Annotated in this window: 42 protein-coding genes; 3 read left to right on the forward strand and 39 right to left on the reverse strand. The window is 69.7% G+C overall.

What is annotated here, in order from left to right:
• Window positions 1-32: 32 nt before the first annotated feature.
• The 14 genes from ACIRJP_RS34190 to ACIRJP_RS34255 all read right to left on the reverse strand — a co-directional run bounded on the left by ACIRJP_RS34190 (window position 33) and on the right by ACIRJP_RS34255 (window position 10,477).
• On the reverse strand, window positions 33-1,709 hold the full coding sequence (locus ACIRJP_RS34190; protein WP_404182850.1) for a terminase: 1,677 nt from the start codon (window positions 1,707-1,709) through the stop codon (window positions 33-35).
• Window positions 1,710-1,717: 8 nt separating this feature from the next.
• Window positions 1,718-2,209: a hypothetical protein gene (locus tag ACIRJP_RS34195; RefSeq protein WP_404182853.1), complete on the reverse strand. Its 492-nt coding sequence runs from the start codon at window positions 2,207-2,209 to the stop codon at window positions 1,718-1,720.
• On the reverse strand, window positions 2,209-2,553 hold the full coding sequence (locus tag ACIRJP_RS34200; protein ID WP_404182856.1) for a hypothetical protein: 345 nt from the start codon (window positions 2,551-2,553) through the stop codon (window positions 2,209-2,211). The genes ACIRJP_RS34195 and ACIRJP_RS34200 overlap by 1 nt, the downstream gene beginning before the upstream one ends.
• Window positions 2,554-2,602: 49 nt before the next feature.
• On the reverse strand, window positions 2,603-3,016 hold the full coding sequence (locus tag ACIRJP_RS34205; RefSeq protein ID WP_404182859.1) for a hypothetical protein: 414 nt from the start codon (window positions 3,014-3,016) through the stop codon (window positions 2,603-2,605).
• 468 nt (window positions 3,017-3,484) lie between these two features.
• Complete coding sequence (locus tag ACIRJP_RS34210; protein WP_404182862.1) at window positions 3,485-3,787, reverse strand: HNH endonuclease; 303 nt, start codon at window positions 3,785-3,787, stop codon at window positions 3,485-3,487.
• Entirely contained in the window at window positions 3,784-4,044 is a 261-nt protein-coding gene (locus ACIRJP_RS34215; protein WP_404182865.1) for a hypothetical protein, read from the reverse strand. The genes ACIRJP_RS34210 and ACIRJP_RS34215 overlap by 4 nt, the downstream gene beginning before the upstream one ends.
• 100 nt (window positions 4,045-4,144) lie before the next feature.
• A complete protein-coding gene (locus ACIRJP_RS34220; protein WP_404182868.1) occupies window positions 4,145-4,528 on the reverse strand; it encodes a hypothetical protein in 384 nt (127 codons plus the stop codon).
• Between the two features lie 499 nt (window positions 4,529-5,027).
• Window positions 5,028-5,201, reverse strand: coding sequence for a hypothetical protein (locus tag ACIRJP_RS34225; protein ID WP_404182871.1), 174 nt, complete (start codon window positions 5,199-5,201; stop codon window positions 5,028-5,030).
• A gap of 152 nt (window positions 5,202-5,353) precedes the next feature.
• Complete coding sequence (locus ACIRJP_RS34230; RefSeq protein ID WP_404182874.1) at window positions 5,354-6,391, reverse strand: hypothetical protein; 1,038 nt, start codon at window positions 6,389-6,391, stop codon at window positions 5,354-5,356.
• Window positions 6,392-6,393: 2 nt separating this feature from the next.
• A complete protein-coding gene (locus ACIRJP_RS34235; protein WP_404182877.1) occupies window positions 6,394-6,843 on the reverse strand; it encodes a hypothetical protein in 450 nt (149 codons plus the stop codon).
• Window positions 6,844-6,855: 12 nt separating this feature from the next.
• Window positions 6,856-7,509, reverse strand: a complete 654-nt coding sequence (locus ACIRJP_RS34240; RefSeq protein WP_404182879.1) for a hypothetical protein — start codon at window positions 7,507-7,509, stop codon at window positions 6,856-6,858.
• Window positions 7,506-8,711, reverse strand: coding sequence for a DUF2637 domain-containing protein (locus tag ACIRJP_RS34245; protein WP_404182882.1), 1,206 nt, complete (start codon window positions 8,709-8,711; stop codon window positions 7,506-7,508). Before ACIRJP_RS34245 ends, ACIRJP_RS34240 begins: the two co-directional genes overlap by 4 nt.
• A gap of 183 nt (window positions 8,712-8,894) precedes the next feature.
• Window positions 8,895-9,242, reverse strand: coding sequence for a hypothetical protein (locus ACIRJP_RS34250; RefSeq protein ID WP_404182884.1), 348 nt, complete (start codon window positions 9,240-9,242; stop codon window positions 8,895-8,897).
• A 146-nt stretch (window positions 9,243-9,388) separates the two neighbouring features.
• Window positions 9,389-10,477 carry a hypothetical protein gene (locus ACIRJP_RS34255; protein WP_404182887.1) on the reverse strand — a complete coding sequence of 363 codons (1,089 nt, stop codon included), beginning with the start codon at window positions 10,475-10,477 and terminating at the stop codon, window positions 9,389-9,391.
• 82 nt (window positions 10,478-10,559) lie between these two features.
• Here ACIRJP_RS34255 and ACIRJP_RS34260 point away from each other — a divergent pair, with 82 nt between their 5' ends.
• The gene (locus ACIRJP_RS34260) at window positions 10,560-10,775 is read left to right on the forward strand and encodes a type II toxin-antitoxin system prevent-host-death family antitoxin (protein WP_404182890.1); all 216 of its coding nucleotides are present in this window, start codon (window positions 10,560-10,562) and stop codon (window positions 10,773-10,775) included.
• Between the two features lie 72 nt (window positions 10,776-10,847).
• On the opposite strand, the gene ACIRJP_RS34265 is transcribed toward ACIRJP_RS34260, so the two are convergent.
• From ACIRJP_RS34265 to ACIRJP_RS34380, 24 genes are all read right to left on the reverse strand, one after another.
• Window positions 10,848-11,789: a hypothetical protein gene (locus tag ACIRJP_RS34265; protein ID WP_404182893.1), complete on the reverse strand. Its 942-nt coding sequence runs from the start codon at window positions 11,787-11,789 to the stop codon at window positions 10,848-10,850.
• 87 nt (window positions 11,790-11,876) lie between these two features.
• A complete protein-coding gene (locus ACIRJP_RS34270; RefSeq protein ID WP_404182896.1) occupies window positions 11,877-12,107 on the reverse strand; it encodes a hypothetical protein in 231 nt (76 codons plus the stop codon).
• On the reverse strand, window positions 12,104-12,670 hold the full coding sequence (locus tag ACIRJP_RS34275) for a hypothetical protein (protein ID WP_404182899.1): 567 nt from the start codon (window positions 12,668-12,670) through the stop codon (window positions 12,104-12,106). The genes ACIRJP_RS34270 and ACIRJP_RS34275 overlap by 4 nt, the downstream gene beginning before the upstream one ends.
• Window positions 12,667-12,951, reverse strand: coding sequence for a hypothetical protein (locus ACIRJP_RS34280; protein WP_404182903.1), 285 nt, complete (start codon window positions 12,949-12,951; stop codon window positions 12,667-12,669). Before ACIRJP_RS34280 ends, ACIRJP_RS34275 begins: the two co-directional genes overlap by 4 nt.
• Window positions 12,952-13,126: 175 nt before the next feature.
• Window positions 13,127-13,330, reverse strand: coding sequence for a hypothetical protein (locus tag ACIRJP_RS34285; RefSeq protein WP_404182906.1), 204 nt, complete (start codon window positions 13,328-13,330; stop codon window positions 13,127-13,129).
• Window positions 13,327-13,824, reverse strand: coding sequence for a hypothetical protein (locus tag ACIRJP_RS34290; protein WP_404182909.1), 498 nt, complete (start codon window positions 13,822-13,824; stop codon window positions 13,327-13,329). Before ACIRJP_RS34290 ends, ACIRJP_RS34285 begins: the two co-directional genes overlap by 4 nt.
• Window positions 13,821-14,723 carry a hypothetical protein gene (locus ACIRJP_RS34295; protein ID WP_404182912.1) on the reverse strand — a complete coding sequence of 301 codons (903 nt, stop codon included), beginning with the start codon at window positions 14,721-14,723 and terminating at the stop codon, window positions 13,821-13,823. Before ACIRJP_RS34295 ends, ACIRJP_RS34290 begins: the two co-directional genes overlap by 4 nt.
• A 60-nt stretch (window positions 14,724-14,783) precedes the next feature.
• Window positions 14,784-15,143 (reverse strand): hypothetical protein, encoded by a 360-nt coding sequence (locus tag ACIRJP_RS34300; protein ID WP_404182915.1) that lies wholly within the window; start codon window positions 15,141-15,143, stop codon window positions 14,784-14,786.
• Window positions 15,140-15,580, reverse strand: coding sequence for a hypothetical protein (locus ACIRJP_RS34305; protein ID WP_404182918.1), 441 nt, complete (start codon window positions 15,578-15,580; stop codon window positions 15,140-15,142). The genes ACIRJP_RS34300 and ACIRJP_RS34305 overlap by 4 nt, the downstream gene beginning before the upstream one ends.
• A 5-nt stretch (window positions 15,581-15,585) precedes the next feature.
• On the reverse strand, window positions 15,586-15,849 hold the full coding sequence (locus ACIRJP_RS34310) for a hypothetical protein (protein ID WP_404182921.1): 264 nt from the start codon (window positions 15,847-15,849) through the stop codon (window positions 15,586-15,588).
• Window positions 15,846-16,727 (reverse strand): DNA adenine methylase, encoded by an 882-nt coding sequence (locus tag ACIRJP_RS34315; RefSeq protein ID WP_404182924.1) that lies wholly within the window; start codon window positions 16,725-16,727, stop codon window positions 15,846-15,848. The genes ACIRJP_RS34310 and ACIRJP_RS34315 overlap by 4 nt, the downstream gene beginning before the upstream one ends.
• Window positions 16,724-17,338 (reverse strand): hypothetical protein, encoded by a 615-nt coding sequence (locus ACIRJP_RS34320; protein WP_404182927.1) that lies wholly within the window; start codon window positions 17,336-17,338, stop codon window positions 16,724-16,726. Before ACIRJP_RS34320 ends, ACIRJP_RS34315 begins: the two co-directional genes overlap by 4 nt.
• Entirely contained in the window at window positions 17,335-17,586 is a 252-nt protein-coding gene (locus ACIRJP_RS34325) for a hypothetical protein (RefSeq protein ID WP_404182930.1), read from the reverse strand. The genes ACIRJP_RS34320 and ACIRJP_RS34325 overlap by 4 nt, the downstream gene beginning before the upstream one ends.
• Window positions 17,583-18,035 carry a phiSA1p31-related protein gene (locus tag ACIRJP_RS34330; protein ID WP_404182933.1) on the reverse strand — a complete coding sequence of 151 codons (453 nt, stop codon included), beginning with the start codon at window positions 18,033-18,035 and terminating at the stop codon, window positions 17,583-17,585. Before ACIRJP_RS34330 ends, ACIRJP_RS34325 begins: the two co-directional genes overlap by 4 nt.
• Window positions 18,032-18,823 (reverse strand): exonuclease domain-containing protein, encoded by a 792-nt coding sequence (locus ACIRJP_RS34335; protein ID WP_404182969.1) that lies wholly within the window; start codon window positions 18,821-18,823, stop codon window positions 18,032-18,034. The genes ACIRJP_RS34330 and ACIRJP_RS34335 overlap by 4 nt, the downstream gene beginning before the upstream one ends.
• Window positions 18,820-19,884: a hypothetical protein gene (locus ACIRJP_RS34340; RefSeq protein WP_404182936.1), complete on the reverse strand. Its 1,065-nt coding sequence runs from the start codon at window positions 19,882-19,884 to the stop codon at window positions 18,820-18,822. The genes ACIRJP_RS34335 and ACIRJP_RS34340 overlap by 4 nt, the downstream gene beginning before the upstream one ends.
• Before the next feature lie 2 nt (window positions 19,885-19,886).
• Window positions 19,887-20,693: a hypothetical protein gene (locus tag ACIRJP_RS34345; protein ID WP_404182939.1), complete on the reverse strand. Its 807-nt coding sequence runs from the start codon at window positions 20,691-20,693 to the stop codon at window positions 19,887-19,889.
• Between the two features lie 17 nt (window positions 20,694-20,710).
• Complete coding sequence (locus ACIRJP_RS34350) at window positions 20,711-21,313, reverse strand: hypothetical protein (protein WP_404182941.1); 603 nt, start codon at window positions 21,311-21,313, stop codon at window positions 20,711-20,713.
• Window positions 21,310-22,041 carry a hypothetical protein gene (locus ACIRJP_RS34355; RefSeq protein ID WP_404182943.1) on the reverse strand — a complete coding sequence of 244 codons (732 nt, stop codon included), beginning with the start codon at window positions 22,039-22,041 and terminating at the stop codon, window positions 21,310-21,312. The genes ACIRJP_RS34350 and ACIRJP_RS34355 overlap by 4 nt, the downstream gene beginning before the upstream one ends.
• Window positions 22,038-22,460: a hypothetical protein gene (locus tag ACIRJP_RS34360; protein ID WP_404182946.1), complete on the reverse strand. Its 423-nt coding sequence runs from the start codon at window positions 22,458-22,460 to the stop codon at window positions 22,038-22,040. The genes ACIRJP_RS34355 and ACIRJP_RS34360 overlap by 4 nt, the downstream gene beginning before the upstream one ends.
• Window positions 22,453-22,833, reverse strand: coding sequence for a hypothetical protein (locus tag ACIRJP_RS34365; RefSeq protein WP_404182948.1), 381 nt, complete (start codon window positions 22,831-22,833; stop codon window positions 22,453-22,455). The genes ACIRJP_RS34360 and ACIRJP_RS34365 overlap by 8 nt, the downstream gene beginning before the upstream one ends.
• Complete coding sequence (locus tag ACIRJP_RS34370) at window positions 22,830-23,183, reverse strand: hypothetical protein (protein ID WP_404182951.1); 354 nt, start codon at window positions 23,181-23,183, stop codon at window positions 22,830-22,832. The genes ACIRJP_RS34365 and ACIRJP_RS34370 overlap by 4 nt, the downstream gene beginning before the upstream one ends.
• An 84-nt stretch (window positions 23,184-23,267) precedes the next feature.
• On the reverse strand, window positions 23,268-23,447 hold the full coding sequence (locus tag ACIRJP_RS34375) for a hypothetical protein (RefSeq protein ID WP_404182954.1): 180 nt from the start codon (window positions 23,445-23,447) through the stop codon (window positions 23,268-23,270).
• Entirely contained in the window at window positions 23,444-23,674 is a 231-nt protein-coding gene (locus ACIRJP_RS34380) for a helix-turn-helix domain-containing protein (protein WP_404182957.1), read from the reverse strand. The genes ACIRJP_RS34375 and ACIRJP_RS34380 overlap by 4 nt, the downstream gene beginning before the upstream one ends.
• Before the next feature lie 222 nt (window positions 23,675-23,896).
• Between ACIRJP_RS34380 and ACIRJP_RS34385 the strand changes: the two genes are divergently transcribed.
• Both ACIRJP_RS34385 and ACIRJP_RS34390 read left to right on the forward strand, forming a co-directional pair.
• The gene (locus tag ACIRJP_RS34385; RefSeq protein ID WP_404182960.1) at window positions 23,897-24,346 is read left to right on the forward strand and encodes a multiprotein-bridging factor 1 family protein; all 450 of its coding nucleotides are present in this window, start codon (window positions 23,897-23,899) and stop codon (window positions 24,344-24,346) included.
• A 15-nt stretch (window positions 24,347-24,361) separates the two neighbouring features.
• Window positions 24,362-24,910, forward strand: coding sequence for a hypothetical protein (locus ACIRJP_RS34390; RefSeq protein WP_404182963.1), 549 nt, complete (start codon window positions 24,362-24,364; stop codon window positions 24,908-24,910).
• On the opposite strand, the gene ACIRJP_RS34395 is transcribed toward ACIRJP_RS34390, so the two are convergent.
• Window positions 24,837-26,399 carry a recombinase family protein gene (locus ACIRJP_RS34395; protein WP_404182966.1) on the reverse strand — a complete coding sequence of 521 codons (1,563 nt, stop codon included), beginning with the start codon at window positions 26,397-26,399 and terminating at the stop codon, window positions 24,837-24,839. The genes ACIRJP_RS34390 and ACIRJP_RS34395 overlap by 74 nt on opposite strands.
• Between the last annotated feature and the right edge of the window lie 47 nt (window positions 26,400-26,446).

Consider the following 26,446-nt stretch of genomic DNA (forward strand, 5'->3'; position numbering starts at 1 on the left):
TCTCGTCGAGCACGTCGCCCCCTCTCGGGCTGTCAGAAGGTGAAGCCGCCCATTTCCTCGACCTCGACAGCGAGGCCGGCAGCGATCGCGTCAAGGCGGCACTGCCACGCGAGGACCGCGGCGACCGCGGCGTCGATCTTGTTGGGGCTGTCGGGGTTGGCCTTCATGATCTGGATCCCCGACCGGGTCTTGCGGCGGCGGGAGTTAAGCAGATGCCGCACCAGCGCCGACGACCCGTCGTGCGTCAACTCGCGCTCCGTCAAGGCCGTGTGGAACTTCTCCAGGGCCCGCACGATCAACGTGCTGCGGCCGCCGGTCATCCACCATTCGATGGGATGGTTCCGAGTCGACTGCACTTGCAGGCGCGGCCCGTACGCCGCTTCCCAGTCCGCGACATGCGATTCCCATTTCGCGGGGTCGGCGTACATGCCGACAACGTCGTACCGGTCGAACACCTCGGCGACCGTGGCGAGCACCTCGACGACCGGGACTTGCCAGCCCTCGCCGGGCTCGCCCGTCGGCGGCTTCCACCCCTTCGGCTGCTCCCATACTCCGATCTCGAAGAGGTGCCCATCGGACAGCCGGCACCCGATCAGCGCCGTCGCGTCAGTGACGCCGCGCGACCGCTTCCGCGAACCGTCGAACCCGAGCACGATCCGGTCGCCCGGCAACACCTCGCGGTCGAGGTCGGACGCCGCCCGCACCTCGGGCGCCGACAGCCACGCGTCGGATGCATGGGTGATCTGGTTCAAAAAGTCGGCGCGCAAGTCCTGGACGTCGTTCGACGTGTCCCAAAACGCCTCGGTGATCCCCTCGATCGGCGACCAGCCGGGCGCGCACGGCGGGTCGTGCAGCACGCACCCGTCGGGATGGTCGCTGCTGTCCCCGTACGCGTACCGCAGCCCGGCCGTGAGCGACCGCACATCGGTCATGTCCGTCTCGGGCAGCGCCTCGCGGTGGTCGACCAGGATGCCGCGCGCCCGCGACCGGCCGTCGATGATCGCCTGATAGTCGGCGGCGCTGTTCTCGGCGACGCTGCCCTCGCCGGGCGTGAACGCGTTCGGCGTCTCGATGATGCTGCCGCCGAGCTTGGTCGCGTTGAACCGCAGCGTCTTCGCGAGCTTGATCCCGCCGTTGGACTCCGTCCACTCTTCCGTCTGGTCGAGCGACGCAAAGCACGCCGGGTCACCCTTGACCGAAGTTGCCGACGACGTGATCGGGGAGATCTTCCCGCGCGGCAGATAGATCACGGTGTCGAGCACGTCGAGCCCATAGTCGGTCGACAGCGACCCTCCCCGCGCCATCTCCAGCAGCGGGAGCCACGTGTTGTCGGTCTGCGCCTCGGTCACCGCGGCGATGCGTACGAGCGGCGTCCGGATCGAGTGCCACGGCCGGCCCACCGGCTCGCCGTACGCATCCCATCCGTCCGGCACGACGTCGGCGCACGCCTCGGCGAGCGCAATCGCCCCGACGAACGGACTCTTGCCCCACCCGCGCGGCCGCGACAGCAGCGCCCGGTGAATGATCCGCTTCCCGGTCACCGGGTGCAGCTCGTAGTACCCGCACAAGAACTCTGCCTGCTCCTGCGTCGGAACGAACGGCTCGCCGTCGTCGCGGCCGGGCTGTGCAAGGTTCTGCATCATCCAGTCGAGGACGTACCAACCCAGCGTGGGGCGCTCGCCCTCGAACTCAGGGCCACGCCACGGCATGCCGCCCCCTACTCGTCGCCGGTCGAGGACTTCCCGCCCGGAAGCGAACGCAGCTTTGCCGCCCCGTACCGCTCGCGCGCGGACGGGCCGCCCGAGCTACCGCGGCCCTGGTCGGCGCCGTCCGCCTCGGCGAACACCATGCGCAGCCGCGCCCGGTCCGCCGGGGTCGCGCCGAACGCGGCAACGCGCAGCCGCAGTTCGCCGGCGGCCGACAGATCGCCGCGCCACAGCCGGGCGTGAATCAGCGCAGTGTCGAGCAGGTACTGCCAGTCGGACGACCCGAAGTGCTCGGCCTGCGGGCTGTCGATCCACGTCTGCCACCACTCGCGGGTGCGCTCCGGCCACACGAACTCAACGAGCTGTCCGTCACGTTCGACGCGGAAATCGGGAAGTTCGGGCGCCTCGGCCTGCTCCCACCGCAAGACCGTCTGCGGGATCGCGTCGGCGTTCCTGCGCGCCTTCCGTCCGGCCGGCTTCGGCGCCGGGCCCATGCCTGCCATTACTCGCCCCCCATCGCCGCGTGGTCCACCATCTGCCGAACTTCGGCGATCGCGGCCGCGACCTGGTCGCGGAACCCGTCGAGGTCGGCCTCGAACCGCAGCCGTACCGGGTAGCCGTCAGGGCCGACCGGTACCTCGTTCGCCGGAATCTCAACCGTCTCGGCCGTGACGATCACGCCCCGCGCGCCGATCTCATCGGCGACCACGTGCCAGTAGCTCTGTATCGGCGCCTGGTCCATGCCGAGCACGATGCGCTGCGGCGGACACTGGTCGACAACGAGCACGAACTGCGGCCGCTCGTCGTCCGCACCTTCGGGCAGTTCAAGGATCTGCAGTCGCGGCATGGCTGTACCTCCCGTGTCGGGTGCGCCGCAGCGCGCCCGTGTCGGGGCGCTACAGCAGTGCGTCGATTACGTGCTGCAGGTCGCCGAGCCGCCGCGGCTTGTCGCCGAACGTCCGCCCCGTGACTGCCATGTACCGGCCCGTCGCGTACAACTCGACCGAGCCGCCGTGGAATGTGATGCGCCTGCCGTGTTCCAGCGCACCGCGCCCCCACACGTGCAGTCCCTCGCCGGACCGGGACACCTCGACCCACGTGTCGCCGGCGGCATCGAGGATCGTCTGCGCCCACGGAAGCGGGGCGCCGTCCTGGTCGAGGCAGTGGTCGAGGTCAAGGCACACGAGCCCGTCCCCGTTGAGAACGAACCCGAGCCCGACGCCCGCCGTCGAGCGGTCGGCGTCGCGGTAGCGCGACCACGTCGACGGGTCGGTGCTGCTCGCCACCGAGCCGCCGATCGTGAGCGGCACCTTACGAGCGGTGTGCCGGATCCATCGCGGCCGGCTCGTCAGCTCGGTCGGAATCGTCCGCCGGGCACGAGCAGCGGCAGCGCGACACCGCGGCGCGCAGAACCGCGCGTGCCGCCGAGCCGTGATCGGCATCGGTCCGTCGCAGTGCTCGCAGCAGCGGCTCGTAGTCATGTGTCCAGTCTACAGCCGCGTACGCTTTTAACGCTCTGACCTGCATGTATCAGGTGCGTATCGGGACCACGGCAGGCTGAGAGGCGATCTGCGGGCCCTCGACCGCGCGCCATCAGATCAGCCTGCCGCACCCCTGCCCGCCCGCCAGCGGACCGCCCACGTGTCGCCACGTGGCCGTTTTCCCCAGACCCGTACACAATCCGAGCCGCAGCACCTCCCGAGCGCCGTGAGGGGCGGGGAGGGGGAGTCACCCCCCAGGGGGGCGGGGTTCAGATTTTCGGGTCGGGCTGTTCGGTTTCAGATCAGACCGGGATGCCGTTCGGGCGGTCGTTTCGCGGTCTCGCGCCATCGGGCTGCGTTGCCCTCGCGGCTGCTCTTGACTGCGTGGTGGTGTGCGCAGAGCGCCTGCAGGTTCTCGTACCGGTGGTCGTTGCCGGGCACGATGTGGTCGACCTGGTTGGCGTGGTGTCCGCACACGACGCGCCCCTCGCGCCATCGGCATCGGTGTTCGTCGCGGTGCAGGACGTAGGGCCGGATGACGGTGTACCAGTCGGCCGGCAGCTCGTCGCGTCGAGTGCTGTCTGCCCACTGCCCGCTCATGGTGTGTTGTCCTCGGGTTCGTCGTAGTGCTCGGGCTCGGTCTGATCGGCTCGCTCGGTCGTCGAGTCGAGTGAGACGCGGTCGAGGTCGAGTGCGGTGAATCCGATCGGTGTGCGGTGCTGCTCGTCGGCCGGCTCGGAGTCGAGTGCGGTGAGCAGCCGTATGGCTGTGGCCTCGATCTGTTCGAGGGTGGTCTGCTCGCCGGGGTTGGTGCTGATGTCGATCTCGCGTGTCCCGTCGGTGAGGCGTACGCGCATGGCGGGGGCCTCTCTCGGGCGGGGGGGTGAGGGGCGGGGAGTATGACGACGGTCCCGGGGTGGTGGTCCGGGGCCGGGGTGGCGATGTCTGGGGCGGGGCCTATTCGTTGGCGGTGGTGATGCCGGTCGCCTCGCCGTTGACGAGTGTGGCGAACACTCGGGCTTGCGGTTCTTTCTTCGCGGCGACGGGGTACAGGATCACGCCGTCAGGGTGCTCGATGGTGATGTACAGCTTCGTCTCATCCTTCTTGAGCCACAGCGCGAAAATGCCGGCCAAGGCGACGCGGGTCGCGGTGATGCGTTTCCGTGCGGTCTCGCCGAGTTCGATCGTGACGCGTGATCCCTCGACGGGAATTGGTCTTTGCCCGGCTTGGTGGAACTTCGCTCCGATCACGGTCACGCCTGCCGCGGCCGCTGCGACGCGAATGTTCGCGAGGTGCTTTGCGGCCTGCTTCTCTGCGTCGGTCTTCTTACTGCCGAACATTGTGAACCCCCATGGTTCCGGGTGAGGTTCCATGGTGACGGGTGGGGCGTTCGGGGGGAAGCGAACAGCCCCCGCGGTGTGGGCGGGGGCTGTCGGGTGGTTTCTGATTCCGGGCATGCGGAACTGCGGCCAATCTTGCGACACGTGATCGTCTGTCGTCAAGCGGGGTGATGGTGAGAGAGAGCGGGTGTGCGCTCGCGCGCTACTACCTGTGGATGCTCTCTCTGATCAGCCCCCCATATGTAGCTGGAGTGGAGTGGAGTGGACCCCGCGCGCGCGAGTCCCGGGGGAGTCCCCCGGGGACAGAACGCGTTGACCTGGGGATATGTGGAAAAGTAGACGGAGAATCGATCGCGTTTCTTCTTCGATTCGTGTGAGAAACGTCTGCGATTCTTCTTCGATTCTGTGAAGAAACGCGAGCAGAAACGGCCCCGTCTGTGGTGTTCGGACGGGGCAGGGGCGGTTTGCTGAATCTGCGTTTGGGGCGGGTCCGGCCGTGTCAGTTGCGGGGCTTGAACCAGCCGCCGCGGCTGCTCTGGTAGGTCGTGACGTGGCCCTTGGTGCGCGGGTCGTCGGGGTGGATGCGGGCCTGCGTGGTCAGGGCCAGTTTGCCGACCGGCTTTGAGGTCTCGGTGTTCTCGGCGGTGTCGCTCTTGCGGCCGAAGAGGCGCATGATCGTGTCCTGTCTCTGTGATGGGGATGGGACCGGGGCGGCCGATGTCTTGGCGGATGGCGGCCGTCCCGGGCTGTGCGTGCGGACCCGTGCTGTGCCGGCTCCCCTCGACTCCGCCCGTACGTGACGGGCGGAGCGGGCAACCGTCAGCCTCAGCTCTCCTCGAAGCGGGCGACCGCGCACGGGTGGCAGAGCGTCATCTGCTCGTGATCCGTTCGCTCCGGTTCGAGTGCCTCGGCCATCGGGTCCGGCATCGTCTGCACTGTCTCGTCGCGCGTGCCGCAGGTTTGGCACGTCTGTTTCGTTTTCTTCGGCATGGGGCCTCTTTCATCGGTCGGGTGGTGGACATGTGAGCGGGCGGGGTTGTTTGGGTCGTCGGTCACCTCGAAGGGGTACGGAGAGAGGCTGTTGCCGACGTTGTTGTTGTTGCTCTGACCTGCGGCAACATCGCCAACAACGGTCGGTGCAGGATCGGGTGGGGGGATGGGCGGGAAGTCGTCCCGGTGCACCCCCTCGCGGCCACCCTTGGGCGGCACCCGGACGCCATCCCGTACGCGCACCCCGTGCCGGGTCAGAAGAGCGCGCACATCGCGGGTGGCCCAGGGGGCGGCAGGGTGGCCCATGTACGGGGTCCGGTCGAGGTGTTCGGCGAGGGCGGCGAGGTGTACGCCGGAGCCCTCGGTGTAGACGGTGGTGAGCAGCAGTGCGACGTCGCCGAGGGTGAGGGTTTCGGAGGGGTGCGGCTGGTCGGCCGGCGGGGCCTCGGCGGGGGTGTCCTGCTGCTCGTCGGCGGCCGGTTCGGGCTTGTCGGGGAGGGTGGCGGCGTAGCCGAGGACAAGCGCAGTGACGATCCAGACCGCGGCGAGCGTGATGGTGATCGCGGTCGTGTACGGCAGGGTCTTCGCGACCACGGCGGCGAGCATGACCATGCACCAGCGAAGGAGCGCCGAGCCCTCGCCTTGGTCGGCCGGCTTCTTCTCCGGCGTCTTCTTGGTCTTCTTCGGCGCCTTGGGCTGCTGCTCCCCCGTGTCCGGCTCCGGCTGCTCGTCGGACTCCCCTGTGTCTGTCTCGGGCTTCTTCGGGGCCTTGGCGGCCTCGGGCTGGGCGTTGCACAGCCAGTCGACGAGCCGTCGGGTGATCTTCTCGGAGCCGACCCACAGGGCCGTCCAGAACGCGAGCCAGGCATCCATGGTCAGCCGCCGATCATCATGAAGAGGGCGGCGACGAACTGCCCGGGGACGGCCCAGATGCTGCCGTCTCCGGCGGCGGGCCAGGTAAACGCGGCGACCATGCAGAGCACCGAGGCCCGCACGGGGTTGAGCGGGGCCACGAACATCAAGATCGCGAGCAGCGTGCACGCCGCGCCGATCCCGATCTCTCCGAAAGGCCCGGCCGCGCCGCCGACGCCGAGGCCGGTCCAGCCCTGCTCGACGACCTGCTGCGGGGAGTCCCAGATTTTCCCGGCGGCGGTGTACGCGGTACCCGCGAGCAGCGCCACGACGCCCGCTTTGCCGGTAGTGAGCTTGACTTTTCCCCTGCCGATCACGCCGAAGACGAGCAGGGCGGTGAGGCAGAGGGCGACGCCACCGGAGCCCATGAAGCCGAGGGCGGCGCCGCCGCTGTTGGGTGCTGCGAGGTACATGGGGATGGGCTCCTAGAAGATCTGGTTGGGGGCGTTGAGACACAAGGCAAGGGCGGCGGTGCAGACAGGGATCCGGGCGGCCCAGACCATGACGGGCCGCAGCGCGGGCGGCATGTAGCGCAGGCCGGGCAGGTACGACGCGACGATGTACGTCACGAGTCCGAGGGCGACGCCGGCCGCCGGGGCAGCGGGTCCGGCGTCGACGAGGAGGTCGGCCATGAGGTCGGCGAGGCCGGTGTACCAGCCGACCGCGGCGGCGCTGCCGTGGTAGGCGAGCCACAGTTGGCGGCGGCGCCGCCGTTCCTGGGCGGCGGTGTCCTCGGGCGGCGGCGCCCACTGTTGCGGGGGCGGTTGATTGACGGTGACGTGGATTCCGGGCGCGGCCGCAAGGGTCTCCTGCGGGGTTGGCTCGGGTTCCGGGGGGCGGCGGCGGGTACCGAACGGGCCGGGCAGCACGTACCACCACGGCTGATCGGGCTCCGGCTGCTCCTGGTCCTCGTCGTCCTCGTCGGCTTCCGATTCGGCGGCGGGCGCTGCCGGTTCGGGGATGACGTGCACCTCGACGAGCGGGGGCTGCGTGTCCTCGGTGTCGTCGTCGGGGCCGTCGATCTTGCTGCGCAGCCAGTTGCGAATGCGCTGCTCGCCGTCGTCGTCGAGCTTGGTCATGAGTGCGCTCCGGATGCGGTTGCGGTGGGTTGCGGCTGCGCGGCTGCGGCTGCGCGGATGCGGGTTTCGGCTGCGGGGATGATTCGCTGTGCCCGGCGCTGCCCGATGTGCAGCTCGGATTGCACTCGGCGCAGCGACAGCGGCCCGGTGCGGGCGAGTTCGACGGCGGCGACGATCAGGGGCTCGTCGGACGTGCGCGCATTCGGTGGTGGCGGTGGCGGCTGCGGTGGGTCGGGCGGCTGCGCAGTCGTGGTGACCTCGGGAATCGCCGGGGCCATGGGGGCGAGGTCGAGGACGAACAGGCGCGGCCGGGCGCCTGGCCGCGGATTTGCAGTCGGCTGCGCGGGTGCGGGTGCATCCGCATCCGGCTGCTCTTCCGTATCCGGGTCCGCATCCGGCTGCGCGGGTGCGGGGTCGAGTGCGGCTACGGCTACGGCTGCGGGCGGGGGTGCGAGTGCAAGAGCCTCGGCTGCGGCCACGTCGAACGCGTCGAGCGCATCCGCATCCGGGTCCAGCCGTTCAGCCTCGGCCGGGTCCGACTGCGCATCCGATCCGGGCAGCGGCCGGCCGTACCGGGCGAGGCGCAGGGGCAGCAGCTGCTCGACGGGTGCAGTCCGCCTCCACCGCCGCCCGTACTTCGCCCGCAGCCGCGCCTTGTAGATCAGCCGGTCTTGTTCGAGCTTGATGACCTGCTCGTAACTGCGGAGCTCCCAGAGCTTCATGCGGCGCCACAGACGGAACGTGGGTGCGGGGGAAAGTAGCCAACGCGACAGGCGCACGGGTTCGATGTGCCGGTCGGCGGTGATGTCCGCGAGCCGGCCGACAGCGTTGCGCGCCGCCTCGACCACGACGACGAACAGCACCGGGATCACGGCATGCATGCCGACGCCGAGCGGGTCGGGCCAGGCTGCGGCGGCATTGAAAGCGATCGTCGCCGCGGTGAGCAGCCATGCGGTGTGGCGCAGCAGCGGGAACGGCATGCGCAGCCAGGCGAGCAGCAGGTCGAGGGCGAGCAGGACGATGATCCCGGCGTCGATCCCGATCGGGAAGACGAGCGCGAACGTGCCGAAGTGCTTCTGTTCGGCAAGCTTGCGTACGGCGGCGTATGAGCCGGCGAACCCGATCGAAGCGATCAGTACGGCGCCGCCAGCCACGGTGTAGACGAGCCGGCGCTGCGTTGCGGTGAGGGCGGGACGTTGCACGGTGGTGACTCCCGGGAGGTGACCGGCCCCTGCAGCGCGCGGGGGCCGGTCAGTGGAGGGGTGATCAGGCGGCGTCGTCCGGGTTGGTCGGCTTGTTGCCGGCGTAGTCCTCGGCGGCGCGCTGCAGCAGCTCGGCCTCGGTGGCGTGGGCGTCGTCGACGACGTCTGTCTGCTGCGCGGCCATCAGACGGTTTCCGCGGTGGCGCGCAGGGCGAGGGCCCATTCGCCGCGGGTGCGGGCGCTGTCCCACATGCCGGGGGACAGTGCGCGCATGGCGCGGCGGCCGGCGTGCTGCGCGACGATCTGCGGGTAGCCGCTGAGCACGCGGGCGTCGGCGAGGGCGAGGGCGCGGCCCCACCCGGCGACGGTGAGCTCGGCGTCGGGCTTGTGCTTGGTGAGGTAGTCGGCGGCCGCAGTGAGGACCTGCGAGGCGAGGCTCGGCAGGGCGAGTACGCCCTGCAGCAGCGCCGTCTCGGGCAGGTTGTTGCGGGTGGGGGCGTTGTTGAGCGGGCCCCGGATACGATCGTTCATGTCGGGCTCTCCTGTTGTGGCAGGGGGTCGGGCATCCCGTCGGGTGTGTCAGCACCTGTCGGGGCGCGGCCGGGTCCGGTGTTGTCAGCGCCGGGTTCGGCCGTCTTGCGGTACCGCCGTGTGTCAGCATTGGCGGTGGTGAGCGTTCAGGCGGCGTAGCACTCTTCACACGTGACGGCGCGCTGTTCCTCGTGTTCGGGGCAGATGATCGCGACCTCGTACGTCGTGTCGCCGTCGTCCTCGGCCGCGTAGCGCGCGGCGTCGTTCGCTGCCCGTACGGCGCAGTCGGCTCGGTCGATCGGTCCCTCGTCGCCGAATACGCCGTACTCGTGGCCAAACTCGCAGCGGATCGAAAGCTTCGCTCCGGGGCGCAGCCGAAACCCGTGCTTGCACGGCTCGCCGGGCGCTGCTGCCGCAAGCAACTCGTTGCGCAGGCGGTTCTCGTAGAGTGCGGCGCTGTGCAACTCGTCAAGCTCGGGCGCCTGCACGGTAAGCAGCGCGGGCGAGACGTAGCGGACCGTACCTGTCTGGTCGCCGTCATCCACGACACCCACCTGCCCCGCGTCGTTCGTGCGTCGGGTGACCGTGGCGTTCACCGTGCGGCGTCCGACCGCGTACGTGACGCGCTCACCTACGCGGGGGCTTTCCAGCAGAGCGACAAGCGAGAGTTCGTCGACGAACGGGCGACTGCGTCGGTTGGCGCCCATGTCGCCCTTGATCGCGTCCCAGTTGACGCCGACGTACTCGCGGCCGTAGTTGGAGTGCCCCGGCAGGGTGACGCGCCCGATGTCGACCCCGTTGACGGTCCCGAGCCGCCCCTCGGGGGACATGACGCGGGTGCCCTTCGGGAAGTCGGCGGCGGTTCGTGTGGTGAGGGCGTCGACCTTCGCGCCCCACTCGGCGATCTCGGTCCGCAACTTGTTGGCCTCGGAGCCCAGCACGCGCATGTCGGCGTGCAACTCGTCGGCGTCGGCGTTCATCTGCGCAACGTCGTCGGTGAGCTTGTCGAGCTGCGCTGTCTTGGCCTGCGGGGTGTCGACGATCACGGCTACTGCTGCGGTGCGGGTGTCCTTGCCTGAAACCACGGTGGTCCGCTTTTTGCCGTCGATCAGGTCGACGTTCCAGGCGCCGGCGCCGGACGCGAAGCGGTTCGCTTCGTAGGTCTTGCCGTTCAACTCGAAGCGGTAGGCGGGGTGTCCGTCAGTGGTGATCTTCCGGAACTTCGGCATCTGCATTGGTCCCTCCTGGGGGTGCCCTTGAGTCGTAATGTACATCGAGCCCTTATGTACATCAAGTCTATTGGTTAAAGTAGTCGCCATGGACGCCAACGCCACCGACCACCCGATCGCCGAAGCGCGCGCAAACCTCTCCGAGCTGCTCGCCTCGGTCCGGCTGCTGCGGCGTACGTACTTCCTCACCAGCCGCGGGAAGCGGCAGGCAGCCGTCGTACCGGCCGAACTCGGCGAACTGATCGAGCAAGCCGGCGGCGCCGACGCCGCGGCCGCGATCCTGTCCGCCCACATCACCAAGTAGCCGCCCGCCCAACTGCATTGACGCCGAGCCGCTGCCGCCCCGTCGGGCGACAGCGGCGTTCGTATGTCTGGGCTACGCCGCGGCGGCCCTGCCCTTGGCGGCGGCCCGCTGCCGGCGACGATCCTCGGTACGGCGTGCACGGCGCTCCGCCTCGGCCCGCTTCTGCTCGGCCGCGTCGAGGGCCCGCTGCAGCGCCGCGAGTTGCTCGACCGACGACCACACTCGCGCCCGCAGGTCGACGTCGAAGGCGACGGGCGCGTTGCAGTCGATCAGTCCTGTCGAGCACGTCACGCTCATGACCGTGCCTGCCTCGGTGTGCATCACCAGGTCGCCGCCGCACCACGGGCACGGCACCCCCGGCAGGTGCGCCGACCGCCGGCCGATGCCGAGCACTCGGTCGAGACGGGCGGCCGCCTCGCGCGCGTACTCGGTGATCTGGGCACGGTCCTTGTCGTGCGTCGGGCAGCACTGGCCGTCGACGTCGAGCCGGGTGAGCAGCCACCGCGCGGCGGCCGGCGCGGTCCGCTGCTCGCGGTCGGCGCCGTACCAGTCCGCGGGGTCAGCGGCGTCGCGGGCCGCGATCGAGTCGGCGAGTGCGACGAGCGCGATCTCGATCGCCCGGCAGGCATCGACGATGTGCAGCCGGACCGGCACCGGCCGCTCGCCGAGCTGCGCCGGGTCGCGGTCCTCGCGTACGGGGTGCGGCAGCCCCTCGCCGACGTGCTCACAGAATGCGCACGCGTAGTAGAGCTGTCCGGTGTGGTGCCGGGTGGTGATGAGCCGCTGCGGGTGGTCGATGGCGTGCGCGATCGCGGCGGCGAGGGACTGCTCGGCGGACACCTCGGCGGCGTCCTGGTCGTCGAGTGCGCGCAGGTACTCGGCGCCCGGCCGGGCCGGGGGCCATGTGGTGCCGGGGCCGGTGGTGTCGAGGGCGGCACGCAGGTGCTCCCAGTGGTCGACGATGTGCTGCAGGTTCTCGGCAGGGGTGCGGGCGGGGCGGGCGGTGTGGTTCATGGCGGGTGTCTCCTGCGGTGCGTAGGGTTGTTCTCACCGCGTAGGGGCGCCCTCGATTTGCTGGCAGGCAGGGGGCGCCTCGTCGTGTCAGGACTGGTTCGGGGTCGGTCGGTAGTCGTCTATGGCGCGCAGGGTGTCGAGGCCGCGACGCGGGTCGAGCGGGTGGGGCGCGCGGTTCGCGGGGCGCCCGTATCCGGCGAGCAGCAGCAGCGGCTCGGGATCGTCGTCGTCCTGGTCGAAGAGCTCGGCGAGTTCGTCGTCGCTCATGTCGTCGAGGGTTTCCTCGTCGAGGTCGGCAGGGTCGTACACGAACGTCATGCCGCGCCCTCCGTCGCCCACGGCGCGACCGCCGCGAGGATCGCGTCAACGCGTCCCTCGTGCCGGGCCCGTCCGCACGGGCATGCCATCGTCCGGCCGCAGTCCGGGCAGGCGACCGGCGCGACGAGCGCCCGGTCGATGGCACGGCGCAGCGCGAGGGGGGTTGGCCCGTTCGGGACCGGGGCGGCCGGCCCGTCGGCCGTGTCGAGGAACACGACCTTGGTCGCCCCGCCGTGCCCGTGAATGAGCTCGACGGACGTGCGGCCGCGGTCCCAGAACACCGAACTCGGGTGCTCGCCGCGCCACCGTACGGACGCTGTGCCGTCCGGCCACAGCACGCCGTCGGCGACGGATCCCTCGCCACTGATACCGGTCACGTCCGCGTGACGGCGCAGCACGAACCGCAGCGGCCGCCGGTCCTGGTCACGGTGCACAACGGTCCGCCCTGTGAGCTCGGCTGTGACGTCGTCGAGTAGCCGCTGCACGGTCGGCCCGTCGGCGCTGCGCAGCGCGAGGGCGCGCAGCATGTCGAGGGCGGTCTGCGAAGGTTGGGCGTCGGTCATCGGTTCTTGCTCCAATCGGGGTCGCGGGTCGGCGCCGGGACGCGCCGGGGATCGTCGTGCCAGGCACGCCAGTTGCGCCGGGATTCGATCGGGTGCGCGCCGAGCTGCCACACGAGCTCGACCGCCATGACTGCGCTGGATGGCCACCGATACCGGCGCTGCGCCCACCGCTTATCGACGCAGCGGTTCCACGCGGCCCAATCCGATGCCCGGTGCCCGAGCCGCAGCCGGCCGGTGGCGTAGCCGACGAGCAGAACGGCGACCGTGGCGAGATAACTCATCGGCGGTTGCCTTTCTTCAGTGCTCGGCGGGCAGCGCGGCGCGCGGCTCGGTTCGGGGGCGGTTCGGGGTCGGGTGCGTCGTCGTCGACGACCCGCTCGTCGGTCGTGCTGATCACCTGCCAACGGGCGCCAGGGGTACCGGCTCGCTCGCCGCGCGGGTTGCTGCTCGGGCCGGTCATCGGTCGACCTCAGACGCCCGCACAGGGGCACACCGCACCTTGTGACCGAGGTGCCAATTCCAGCCCTCTTCGGACAGCGCCTCAACGGCGAGCCGGCCGATCGCGTCGGGACCGGCGTCCGGGTGTTCCTCGATCACGGCGGCGACGACCGCGGCGACGGCGGCCGGGATCCGCGACCGCTCGGTGCTCGGGTACGTCATGACGCCACCTGCTGTTCGTCGCCCGACTCGACCCGGGCGGCGCGGCACTGCTCACGCGCCGCGAGGTACTCGGCGGTCGGCTGCCCAGCACTCGCAGGAACCGCCGAACCGGCCATGATCGCCCGCAGTTCGAGGGGCGCCTCGCACCCGGTACGGACAGCGTCACGCTCGGCGCGCAGCGCGGCCCGGTACCCGGCGATGTCGTCGGGGTCGAGGTACGAGTGCGCGGTGGGCTCGAACGTGCCGACATGCCGGTCGAGTCGGCGTCGGGACTCCGCTCGCCACCGGGCGGCGATGTCCTTCGGCATGACGGGCCACGCCGACTCGGCGTAGTGGCGGCCGACGGCCTCACCAGCGAACTGCGGTGGCACGTCACGCAGCACCATGGCCCAAAGCGTGAGCTGCGCAGCCTGTTCGGTCTCGTCGGACTTTACGACCCGGTCATCGATGAGCGAGATCTGATCGAGCAGATCCAGCGTTTCCGTCATGTTCATGCGCCGCTTCCTTCCTGCAGGCGCTCACGCAGCGCGGCCAGTCCGGCCCGCTGCTGCTGTCCCTTGGTCTGCTGAGCGCCCCCGGCGAACGGGACGACGACGCCGCCCGCGGCAGGCTGCTGCTCGATGCGCTCGTTCTCGGCCCACTGCCGCCACCTGCCGCCCCACGCCGCGGCGGTGCGTCCGTCGTCGGTCATCCGGCGGACGAACTTGCGGGTGACGACGTCGAGCTGCTGCGGGGTGAGCTGCTCGCGGCCGCTGTCGAGGCGAGCGAGCTGCGCGGCGCGCACGTCGTCGGTGCTCGGGGCCCAGTCGGCGGGGATCAGAGAGAGAGCCGGTTCGTGCGCTCGCGCGCCACTACCTGCAGATCCCTCTCTCTCCTCAGCCCCCTCTTTAAGGAGTGGAGTGGAGTGGAGTGGAACGCGCGCGCGTGAGGTCCCGGAGGAGTCCCCCAGGGACACATCGCCGTGACCTGCGGAGTCGTCCGAATCCTGATCCGGATTCGCATCAGTTTCTTCGTCGAATCCATCGCGATTCGCCGAAGATTCCTCGTCGAAAAGCGAAGGATTCTCAGTAGAACCCGAACCGGTCTGCGCGGCGCGCTGCTTCGCCTTCTTGTCCGCGGCGCGCTTACGCCGGGCGAGCACCTCGGCCCGGGACGGGTTCCCGCTCTCGCGGTAGTCGTGCATGAAGTAGTCGCCCGGCCGGACGGCGGGGCAGCGCGTGCAGGTGTGGCCGTGTTCGTGCCACAGCCCGACCGCGAGCAGCTTCGAGATCTGCGGGGTGCTGCCGTACATCGTGGCGACCGGACCGGGCACGTGCCCGTCAGTCAGGTGCTGTGCCACGTACGAGCCGACGCGCATCCACAGCCCGACAGCCGCGTTCTTCGCGCGCATCATTTTCGGGTGACTGTGTGCCCCATCGTCTACGACGAAGAACGGCATCCGTATCTCCTGTGCTCAGAGCGTGAGTTGCCCGGCCGGAGCCGGGGGTGTGCGGCGTGCCCTGGTTCGGGCCGGGACGGGCGCCGCAAGGGCGGTGCATTCGTGGTCGACGACGTGCTCGTGCGGGCACGTCGCGGCGTGGTGGTGGCAGTCCGCCCACCGCAGGTCGGGCCCGTGCTTCGTGATGCGCAGGCACCAGTCGAGGCGGTTCGGCCGGCGCAGCCCCTCGGCGGCCGCCGCCGTGTACCGGGTGTCGTCCGCGGTGACGTCGAGCGCCGCGCGGCGGCCGACGAGCTGCCGGAGCACCGGGTACCCGCAGCGGGGGCAGGTCGTACGCCGCGCCCCGCTGCCGGCGGCTGCCGGGGGCCGTGTCATCCGTGCTGTTCGACCCGGCCGCGGCGGGCCTGCTGCCGTTCCTGGTAGACCTCGAACTCGGTCTCAGTCGGCATGTTCCCGAGCGCCTCGGAAACCGCAGCCTCGACGTCACGCGAGCCGTTGCCGAGCTCGTCCAACGTGCCGTTCATCTTGCGGTGACGCATCATCGCCCGCATGACCTCGGCGACCATCTGCGCCTGCTCGTTGTCCTGCGCGACCTCGGCGAGCGTGACGCGGATCTTCACCTGCGGCTGCTTGTCCTCGCCGTCGGCGTGGCCGGTGTACGCCTTGCTCGTGAGCTCGACCACGGCGAACACGCTCGTCCCGGGGTGCTCGAACAGCCCGCGGCGCTGCGGCTGCGTCGTGGTGGCCTGCAGGGGCCCGGCGGCGGCGTCGAGCTTGAGCTCGACCTCGGCGTCGTTGTGGAGCTTCGGCATGCTGATCACTTCCTCTTGCTGGGGTGCTTGCGGCGGTGGTCGCGCAGTGCGGCCGCCGTGCGTACGTCTTCGTTGGTGCAGGTGTCCCGGCGGTGCCGCTCGGCCCGGAGTACGAGTTGCTGCACCGCGTCGGGGCCGATGGCGTCTTCGGGCGGGGCGCCGCAGGCGCAAGACCAGTCGGCGGACACGAGCGACTTCGAGCCGTCGAACCTCACCCGCAGGCCAGGCCCCGGCCGCGGGTTGCCGATCGTCGGCCCGATGCCGCTCACAGCGGTGCGCCTGCCGCCTGCTCGATCTGCTCGAACAAGCACGTCTGTCGAGAGAGTGGCCGGTTCGACCACACGACCTCGACGCCGGCGGATCCGGTATGCCCTCGCCGGTTCGTCGTCGGGCGCTGCACCGTGACCTCGGCCCGGTCCCAATCGCCGTACAACTCGTCGTAGAGGGAAGAGTCATAGCCCGACAGCAGCACCGAGGAACGACACTCGTGTAGGACGTCAGCGAGCGCCCGGTGATCCGATTCCGTGTTCGTGTCGTGTGCATAGTCACCCTGCTTGTGCGCTCGCAGACCTGACCGCGTTGAGTCCAGGTACGGCGGGTCGCAATACAGAACGACATCAGGGGCGTCGTACAACGCGATCACGTCGGCTGCCGGCCGGTTCTCTATGACGACCGTCCGCAGACGTGCGGCTGCGGCGTACAACCGGTCAACGACGTCGGCGACGCCCGTCGCCTGCGAAGAACCGCGGCGCATCCCGTTGGACCAAGAAGCGCGCTTACTCGCTGCTGCACCAGCTGCGTTAAACGACTGTGTCGTGCGGACAAAAAACCGGCGGGCACGTTCGAGGTCGTCGATATCCGCCGAGGCGTTGAGGTCCGCCGTCCGGTACTCCTCGCGGCTGTACGGAGTGAGCGTGAGTGCCCGAACAAGCTCGGCCTCGCGGTCGCGCAACACCCGGAAGAACGTCACGACGTTGCCGTCGAGGTCGTTGAGTACCTCGTGTGCAGCCGGCCGCGGGCGTGCGAACAGCACGGCGGCGCTGCCGGCGAACGGCTCGACATACACGCGGTGTTCGCGCGGCATGTGCCCGACGAGCCACGGGGCGATACGCGCTTTCGCTCCGTAGTACGGGAAAGGTGGCTTCACAGTGCCACCCCCACGGCGGGCTTCGAGCGAACGGCGGTCGGCCAGTCAACTTTCTGTAGTCGGTCGCGCTGCGCCTGCGGCATCCCGAACAGCGGCTGCCCAAGCGCGTCGTGCCCAGCAGCGCGCAGCCACCATGCGTCGCACTGGTCGCCGCCCCGGTCGTCAACGAACTCGACGCCGGCCGCGAGGTACGCGGCCGCAGCCATCCGAGCCTTGTCCGCGTTGCCGTGGTCGCAGGCGTAGCTCTTGAGCGTTGCCGGGACGACGAGCGCATACGGCACCCCCGCGTCGAGCAACTCGGCCTTGACGACACCGTGCACATGCCCGGTCCGCCCGGCCGCCATGGCGTGTACGGGCAGATCCTCGACAACCGCGAGGTGCGCCCGGTGCTCGGCCAATGCCGCCCGGAGACTGTTGCGGATCACGAGCAGCCGCTTGTCGCCGTCCTTCTGCCGGGTCTTGATCCGGTACGTCGAGCCGTCCGGCAGTGCAACGCCGGTCGAGGTCAGCGACAGGTCGAGCCCGATGACCCGCAGCCCGCCAGGGGCGACGACCCGGTCGGCGGTCGGCGAAAGAGTGCCCGGGGCGATCAGCCCAGGAATGGCCGTCACAGCGCGTCCCCCTTCACGTCACCGCAGTGCGAGCAAACCCACGTGCCGTCGACCTGCGGGCGGTGCGGGTGCGTCATGTGCGCGCACCGCGGCATGTCGCAGCGCAGGTACCGCACACCGGGCTCGGGCTCGGCGAACACAGCGGTGTCCGTCGTGCGGGCGGTCGAGGCGAGCCGGGCGGCCCACGTGGCCGCAACGGCCCCGATCACCGCCACGGCGCCCAGGTACGGGGCGAGGCCGGCGCTCATGAGCGACCCCCGACCGAGGGTGAGATCGGCCCGTACAGGGCGCGCAGCACGTCAAGGGACTCGTACACCTCGGGCGAGCCGACCGCGCTCATCACGGGCGTACCGCGGTCGTCGAGCCGACCGCACCACTCCCACTCGCCGGGCGTCTCCGCAGCCGTCCACCGGCCGGACAGATCCCACACGTGCCCGGTGCCGTCCGTCCACACCTTCCGATCGGCGTCGAGGGTGCCGCCCTGTCCGAGCGGTTCGACGTGGTCGTGCTGCTCGGGCGCCGCGGCCGGATGGCACGGGTACGGCGGGTGCCCGGCGTCAAGCTGGTCGGCGATGCTCCGCAACATGTCGGCGGCCGCCGAGTCGCACATCCGCGGGGCTGCCACTATGGTGACGCCGTCGCGGTCGACGGTGACGACGAGCGCCTGCTCGTCGTAGTCGATCAGTCGAATGTTCACGCGTCCCCCCAGGGCTGCAGCGGCCATGACCCGTCGACGACGGCGGCCGGATCGGTTCGCCGGAACCACTCCTGCAGCCCGGCGGCCTGCTCGGCGGCCCAACCGATCTGCAGCGTGTGGAGCTCGGCGAGTTCGAGGTCTTTCAGGTGGTGGAGCTGCGCTTTCTTGTGGAACTTGATGCGCTCGGGCCACTCCATGCGCGGCATGTGCGCGAGCGTCCCGATCCGGTACAGGACTCGGGCCGCCATCAGCGCGTCATACGAGCAGCCATGAGCTTCGCTCTCCTGCCACGGAAGCTCGTAGACCTGCGCGAGCGTGATGAGCTGCCGCGCCCCCTGTGTCTCCGACGGACGCTTGCGGTACGGCAGCCCCTGTTGATCGAGCACCCGCGTGTCGAGGACTCGCAGCGGTGTCTCGCCGAGGCGGTCGAGCAGCGGCTCGACGTCGTGGCGGCGGCACTCGCGGTCGAGCAGCGTCATGTCGTACGTCACGTTGTGGCCTACGATCGGGTCGCCCATCCGCACATGGATCGCGAGCGACTCGGCGATCTGATCGACGACGTCGTGCGCCCGCTCACCGTGCTGCCGGGCGTGCTCGGTCGTGATGTGGTGCACGGCAGTCGCCTCGGCCGGGATCTCGATACCCGGGTCGGCGAGCCACTCGTTCGTTTCGGTCTGCCCGCCGCCGCCGAGCCCGATCACTGCGGCAGTGACGATGCGGTCGGCGTTGACGTCGACACCGGTCGTCTCAAGGTCGAACGCACACAGTCGGGTCTTGTGCCACATCAGCGGCCACCCCCGCCCGGCGCTGCGACCTCGGGCCAGCCGGCCGACGGGTACGCGGTCGGCGGTTCGTCGTCGCCCTGGTCGTCGATGACCTCGACGTCGTACACGCAGTCGTCGCCCTGCTCGCCGGTCTCGCCGGTCTGTGTGTCGACGCCGGCCGCGATGTCCTGCGCGATCTGTACGAGCCGCTGCGACAGTTCGTCGGTCCCCTTCGGGTCGACGTGCCCGGCACGGTTCGCCCGGTGCCAGACGGCGCGGGCGTCTTCGACGGTGCGGCACTGCCGGGCCTCGGCGACGTAGTCGGGCACGTCGGCCGGGGCCGCTGCGATTGCCGGGCGGTCGAGGCTGCTCGGGTCAAGCGCAGCCGCTGTTGAGATCGGCCCCGACAGGGCATGCCGCAGCTTCGGCAACGCGGGCACGAGCATGACGACTTGGAACTGCTTCGTCTTGCCCGCGCGGACCGCGGTGCGCTGCTCGATCCACGCCCGCACCGGCAGCAGACCGGTACCGCCCGTGGCCTGCAGCACGGTGTCGAGGCCGCCGGCGAGGACGTCGGCCGCGTAGTAGCTCTTCGTCTCCAGCCGCCACACACCGAGGTCGGGCAGGTCCGGAAGGAACATCCCGATGCGGGATGTCGGCCGGCAGACCTGCGTCGGCGGGCGCGTGTGCCAGTCCTCGCCGTACTTCGCCAGGCAGATGCACGGCCGGCGGCTGATTGATTCGGTGACGCCGTCGCAGCGCCGCTCACAGCCGCCGCCGGTCCACATCTCGTTTGCCTGGTTCAGAACGTCGCCGGCCGGGAGGATCGCCCGCAGTTCGCGCGCCTCGGTGATGACGCGCCACTGCGTAACGCTCTGCCGCTGCGGTGTCCACTGCTCGACCTTCCCGCCGTACAGATCGGCGGCTGCGGCCACGTAGTCGCGCGAGTGGCTGGTCAGTACGAAGGTTTTCGACTTGACCGGGATGTTGCCCTTCGTCGGGTCCGGGTTCGGCCGGCTGTACCCAGTACGGATACGGCCCAGCTCTGCGGCCTGCCGTTTCATCGTCAGAATTCGGCTACCCATGATCAGGCTGCCTTTCGGTCGGGGGATCCCGGTGCCCAGTCGGGCAGGATCGTCGGGTACGCGCTCGGCGCGGTGTGGAGATAGCGAGCGGTCCGCGTAGTGGCGAGGAACGCCCGGAACTGCGCCCGGCCGGACGGAACTTCGATCAGCCGATGCGACCGCGGCCGCAGATTCAGCAGCCCGGTACGGCGCACCTTGAACGCCGGGGCGTCGCTGTCATCCGGCAGCAGCAACACCGGGGCATGCCGCAGCGCAGCGAGCTGCAGCGGCTGCTCGTCGTACACCGTCGTCGACGGTTTGCGTGCGCTCGTCTTGTAGTCGATGAGCCACAACTGCCGCCGCTGGAACGGACCGGTCGGCAGCCACACCCACAGATCGCCGGTACCGGCGTACCCGTAGCGGCGGTGCAGCACAGTCGTCTCAATGGCCTCGATGTCGCGGTCGAAGTCGACGCGCCACAGTCGGAACCAGCGGGCGAGCTGGATCGCGTACGGCTCGACCTCGGGGTCGGCCGGGTACGGCGTGTTCAGGACGAGCGTCACCGCCCGCTCATGCACGCGGGTGCCGAGATCCTTCGCCCGGTCCGAGTTCCCGGTCGGCAGTGCGACGAGTTCGCGGCGCAGCCGGGTCGGCTCGGTGCGGGCCCGGCGGGCGGTGGCGATCGGGTCGGCGATGACGTGGTCGGCGACGAGTCCGGCGCCCCACGGCACCAGGGCGGGTTTCGCGATGCTGCCGAGGGCGTTCGTGACGCTGATCAGGTCGGGGCCCCCGGCGGGGTCGCGGTAGTAGCGACCCCGCTCGGTTGCCACGGCGTGGCGAGGATCCGTCACGCGGTACCGCCAAACCGGCACGACGATCGCCCGGCTCGGGCACCGGCTAGGAACGCAGCCGCTCGCATCGCCGGAGTGGACTCGCCCATGTGCGGCGCACGACCGCGGGTGTCCTTCCCCAGCACGGTCGGCTTTACGATCTGCGCGTATCCGGTGCCGTACCACGGGCAGCCGTCCCAACTGCAGAGCAGCTTTCCCGGGTGGTCAGGGCATCCGGTTCGAACCCCGTTGACCGCCGCGAGCAGCGACGGATGCGCCATGTCGACGAGCCCGAGACTGCCGGTGTGCGCGGGGTGCCCGTTCCACGTGCGAGCGACGGTGACACCGAGTACAGCTAGGTCGGCCTGCACCTCGTACAGCTCATGGGCGCCGATCGGGTTCGACGGGATCATGTCGCCGACGGCGTCGCTCATCCACTTAGGGCGGCGCACATCGACGACGACGACCGGGCGCTGATCGGCGCCGCACGGGACGAACCGGTACGTGCGGTCGGCGTCGACGAGCATCTCGCCGTGGTGCGACAGCAGCGCGTCGGCGGGCTGCTCGATGTTGTACAGCCACCGGAGCCCGGCGGACAGGATGTGAACGCGGCCAGTCATGCCGACTCACCGCCCTCGGCGTCGACATGGGCGTCGGCGTGCAGCAGCTCGACCAGGTACGCGCCGAGCACGTGGGAGTCGACCTCGACGACCGGATCGGGGCAGCAGCTATACACGGTCGGGTCGCCCGGCTCATGGTCGTCGTCGGTGCAGACCGGGCTGAACGCGTTCGGGTGCTCGTCGCCGTTGATCTCGGTGAAGGACTGCCGCCACGCCGGGCGGGCCTCACCGGTCTCGGCGAGCAGCAACTCGCGCACCTCCTGCCGGGCCGCGACGAGCGGCGACCGGTGCAGCGCCACCCAATGCGCCTGCATGCGGTCACGGCACGGCACGCAGATCACGGGCGCGTCCTGGTCGCCCGAGCCGAGCCGCACGAACTTGACGTCGGGGGCGCCGAGCTTGGTCGGGCACGTCGCGCAGCGCTCGGGCACAACCCACCGGAGGACCGGCCGGAGAAACCACACGTCGAAGGGAACATCGAAGTGCGTGAACCGGGCCCTGATCAGCCGCCCGTCGTCGTCGAGCTTCTGCCCGGACTGCTCGACGATCGGGCCGAGCAGCCGATACGCACCGGCCTCGCTGAGCGCGTCGCCATCGGTGTCGAGCTGCCCACTTACGATCCAGCGGTCGCCGTCCCGCGCGGTCTCCCAGTGATCCACCGGGGGCAGCCATGCGGGGGCGTCGTCGGTCAGCGCGGCGAGAGCGGCGGCGGCAGTGGATGCGCTCATGCGGCAGCACCACCATTCACCGCATCGGCAGCGGCCTTGACCGACTGCCATGCCTGCCATGCCTCGCCGGGCCAGTAGCCAACGGGCAGCGACTGCAGGGCATTGGTCCCGAGACGCTCGGCAAGGTCGAGACCTCGCGCGCCGTAGAGATGCGTGTACTTGCTCGCCTGCTCGCCGAGGTCCGCGACGAGTTCCTCGTACGGCATCCGGTGCTCCGGCAGTGCCCGCTCGTCCGGGTCCAGTTCGGCGAGCGCGACGAGCCGCTCGTACAGGTCGCTCGTGCGGTCCGTCGACAGCAGCGCGTCGAGGACGTCCTCGATCACGGTCTGCGCGAACGCTTCGAGGACGAGCCGGCTGCCGCCCGGGATACGCCGGACACCGACCGGGATCGGGGCCGAAATCGTCGTGTCGTCAGGCATGGTGGGCACCCTTCGGGCCGTAAACCTTTGCGAGCAGTGCAGGGACGCCGATACCGATCAGCCGGGCGCGCACGCCGTCGAGCTCGAACCGGCAGACCGTTGCCGGTCCGACGTTCGTCATCCGGTGCGTGTGGATGCCGAGTTCGGCCGTCCAGCGGGCCCAGTCGGTGAGCGACTGCGGGTGTACGACGAGCTGCACCTCGCCCCCTGCGGCGCTCGCCGCGGGCGGGGTCGGCATCTCCTCGAACCGGGCGGGCGCGGTGTCGGCGATGGTCTTCGCCTTACGGCACTGCGCGAGCAGAGCGAGGGCGGCCGGGGTCGGCGTCGGCCGGGTGCGGCCGGGCGTCTCGAACGGGTCGGCAAGCGTGGTCACTTGATCACCGCCCCGCGGATCTCGGCGAGGACGTCCTCACCGGACACGACCGGGACGTGCACCCGAATCCGAACAGTGGCGCCGTTCAGGCGCACCGGGGTCTCGGTGTGCAGCGTCCACAGCGACGCACCACTGATCTCGACGCCCCGACGGACCGTGCCGCCGAGGTGATACAGCCACTGCCCGAGGTCGTCGACGTCGGCGACGGTGACGTGCACAGCGTCCGGCCGAGCGACCAACGTCGGCGCCGGGAGCGCGAGATTGTCGATCACGACCTGCACGGCGAGACGGTTGTCACTGGTCACGGCATAGGTGTCGGGAGGGGTGTGTTCGATAGGCTGAGCGCTCATGGCGTCGGCCTCACTTTCTCTGAGAAGTGGGGTTGGTCGTCCGGGGTCGCTCGGGCCGGGAAGTCGGAGCGGCCCCGAAGTCGTTCATGCGGCCGCAGCGGGCCGCTCTTCACGAACCTCGTCGGCGCGGCCGGCCGGGTGGGCCAGGATTCGACGGAGATCGGAGATCAGTCCCTCGGGCGGGGCCGGTGCGTCGGCAACGCGGGCGCGGATCTGCTCGATCACGTCGTCGCCGAGCAGCCGGCGGCGCTCCTCGCGAGTCACGCGGCGCTCTCGGCGTCGTCGTCGGTGCGCTCCATGAGCTGCTCGACCCTGACGTCGTACGCGGCGGCGAGGCGCAGGGCCGAATCCAAGCCAGGCTGCGACTGTCCCGAAACGAATCGGTAGACGGAGGATTCCGCGATTCCGGTCCGCTTGTAGATCGCGTGAGCGGTGGTGTCGCCGAGCTTGCCCGCGGCTTCCCACAGCTTGTCGATGCGGAGTCGATGCATAGGTCGCCCCTTAGACGCAGATAGGAGGGCGTTTCTCCCTGACAAGGGAGACTCTGCCATATTCCTACCTCCCTAGCAAGGGAGGTATTCCGTGCGAGGGTGTCGCTCACGTGTTCGACAAAGGGAAATGCCCTGCAAGAACGACCAGGGTGGCCTAGTGCACACCCTTGCGGGCAAGGGATTTTGTGGATACTCCCTAGCTAGGGAAGTACGATCACGGCCATGACAGCCACCCCTACGCGCGCGCAGCGATTCGCCGCCATCGTCGCGCCCGCAGCCCAGCGAGCCGGTTACACCGGCCACGGCTCAAACGCGCGGCTCGCCCGAGATACGGGCATGTCAGAGAGCAGCGTTTCCCGCATGCTCAAGGGCCAGGCCATCCCAGACCTCAAATTTTTCGCCCCCGTTGCGGTGACCCTCGGTGTTAGCCTGCTTGACCTCCTTGCGGAACTTGGCGTACCACCTGAGTCGATTCAGCCACTGTCCGAGACCAAGCAGTCACAGGTAGGCTCGCGGTCGATCTCTCCAGTAGAGGCAGCCGATCGGCTCGGCCTTAAGGACCCGGTCGGGCGGGAAATGCTCATCGCAACCATCGAACGACTGAAGCGTCTAGAGAACGAGAGCGAAGATCAGCCCGGCGACGAGCGCGGGGGCACAGCAGCACAGATGTGACGGGGGCAGCTACACATGATGGACCTCACGGCGGGAACCCGGGCCACTGCGGTAGGAGCCGCGCTGATCATCGGCGCGGGACTATCCATCGTGCTGTACGGCATCATCGCCGATGACCTACCGCGCACCATCGGCGGCGCAATCGGCACCATGACCGCGCTGACCTTCATATGCCTCGTCGCAATCCGACGGTGGGTCACCAACACCGCCGCCGAGCGCAAGCGCCTCGGCGATGCCGTCCGAGACGCCGACGCAGACCGCATGCGCTACGTCGCCGCGCAGGCAGCCCTCGAAGCTGAGCGCGGCCGGCTCCAGCGCGACGCAGCCGCCGAGCGCCAACAGCTCACCGCCCGACTCCACACGGAACGCGCCGCCCTCGACGCGCGGTTCGAGGAAGAGCGGGCCAAGCTGATTTGCGAAACAACCGAGGCCGCATTCAGGCTCTTCCACGACGGCCGGCTCGACACCAGCGACGCAAACAGCGCCCGCATCATCGGGTTTCCGACCCCTGCGCATCACCAGCGCGCTGCGCAGGAATCGCACCGCGGCGCCACTCGCGGGTAAACCCGGGCTCCCCGACGAACGTCAACTGCACGCGGCCGGGCTCGATCTTCCGGACACCCCCGGCGCGGGCCGGGTGCAACAGGACGTTCACCACCATTCGGTAGATTGCCCGCCGCTGCTCAATATCCAGGTCAGCCCACGCAGCATCCACCACATCGCGCGGCCGGCCTACCAGGTTCGTCAACTGCGGCGGGATGCTCGGGACATCGGCAACACCCTGCCGTGCCTTGTCGATCAGGGGCTGCAACCGGGCCTCCATCGCCGCGAGCGACGCCACGGACAGACGGGGCTTTCCGTCGTCGTCGAAGTCGGCCGCCATCGTCCGGGCCTCGTCCAACTGGCCGCGCAGTGCTTCATACCGGGACCGGGCCTTAGCGGCTTTCTCATTGCCCTTTGACGGGTCGAACGCGGCGGCCGCTGCTTTCGAGCTGAGCCACTCCACCACGGCCTCTTGCACGTAAGCGTCGAGCTTTTCTGACCTGATCGACACGTCGGCTTTCGCCTTGCAGCTGTACGTCGACACGCCATCACTGGGGACGGAGCGCAGCGGCGGCGGCGGGTTTTCTTCGTCCGACGGACACCGGCCGCACCGTCCGATCCCCGCGAGCTCGTGCTGCACCGACCAATCGACGCTCGGCCGACCTTCCTCGTCGAGGATCGCCTGCGCTGCCTCGAACGTCGCCATCGGCACGATGCCGTCCCACAGCGCCGCCTTAAAGTCCTTGCCCTGGAACACCCGGCGGCCGGCGTAGCTCGGGTTCCGCAGGATCTCGTAGACGTGGTAGTACTGCCACTCGCGCTCGTCCGCGACGGGGTCGCGTACCAACTGCAGGTGTTTCCAGATCGAGTAGATCGTGCGTCGGGCTGCGAACTGCTCAAAGATCAACTCGATCGCGTCGGCGCGGTCCGGCCGGGGGAACTGGCCGAGCAGTTCCCCGCTCTTCGGGTCGTAGCGCCGCTCATATCCCCAGAGAATCCGGCCGTGCGGACCGCCTCGCTCGGCGTTCTGCCGGACGGTGCGCGAGTTCCGAATCTGGATCCCGTCGGCTTCGTCCTCGGCGTTGATCGCGTCCTGCGCAGTGGCTTTGCGGTCGCTGCGCTTGGATAGGTCGTAGACCGCACCGTCGTAGCAGAGCAGTACCCCGGACTCCATGCAGGCCCGGCGCAGCCGTACGTACGCCTCAAGGTCGCGGTAGTAGCGGGACGCCTCGAACGCGACGAGGATACGCGGAACACCGTTTTCGATGCCTTCGAGCATCTCTTCCCAGAGTTCTCGCGTCTTCTTGGCATAGCGGGATGCTGACCGGTCGACCTCGGGGAACTCGCGGATGATCGGCCAGTTGTTGGCCTCGCAGACTGACCGGCCCTCGGTGAGCTGCGACTCGACGCTGCGGCCCTTCTTCCCGGGGTCGCGGCTGGCACGTCCGTACAAGAATGCGTAGAAAGGCCCGTCATATGCGAGGTGAAGATGCTCCGGAGCGATCGGCATGAGCCGACTCTAGCTAAACCCCGTGTCTCAGATGTGATTACGACCGA

This window comes from Streptomyces sp. NPDC102437, assembly GCF_044765565.1.
Classification (GTDB): domain Bacteria; phylum Actinomycetota; class Actinomycetes; order Streptomycetales; family Streptomycetaceae; genus Streptomyces.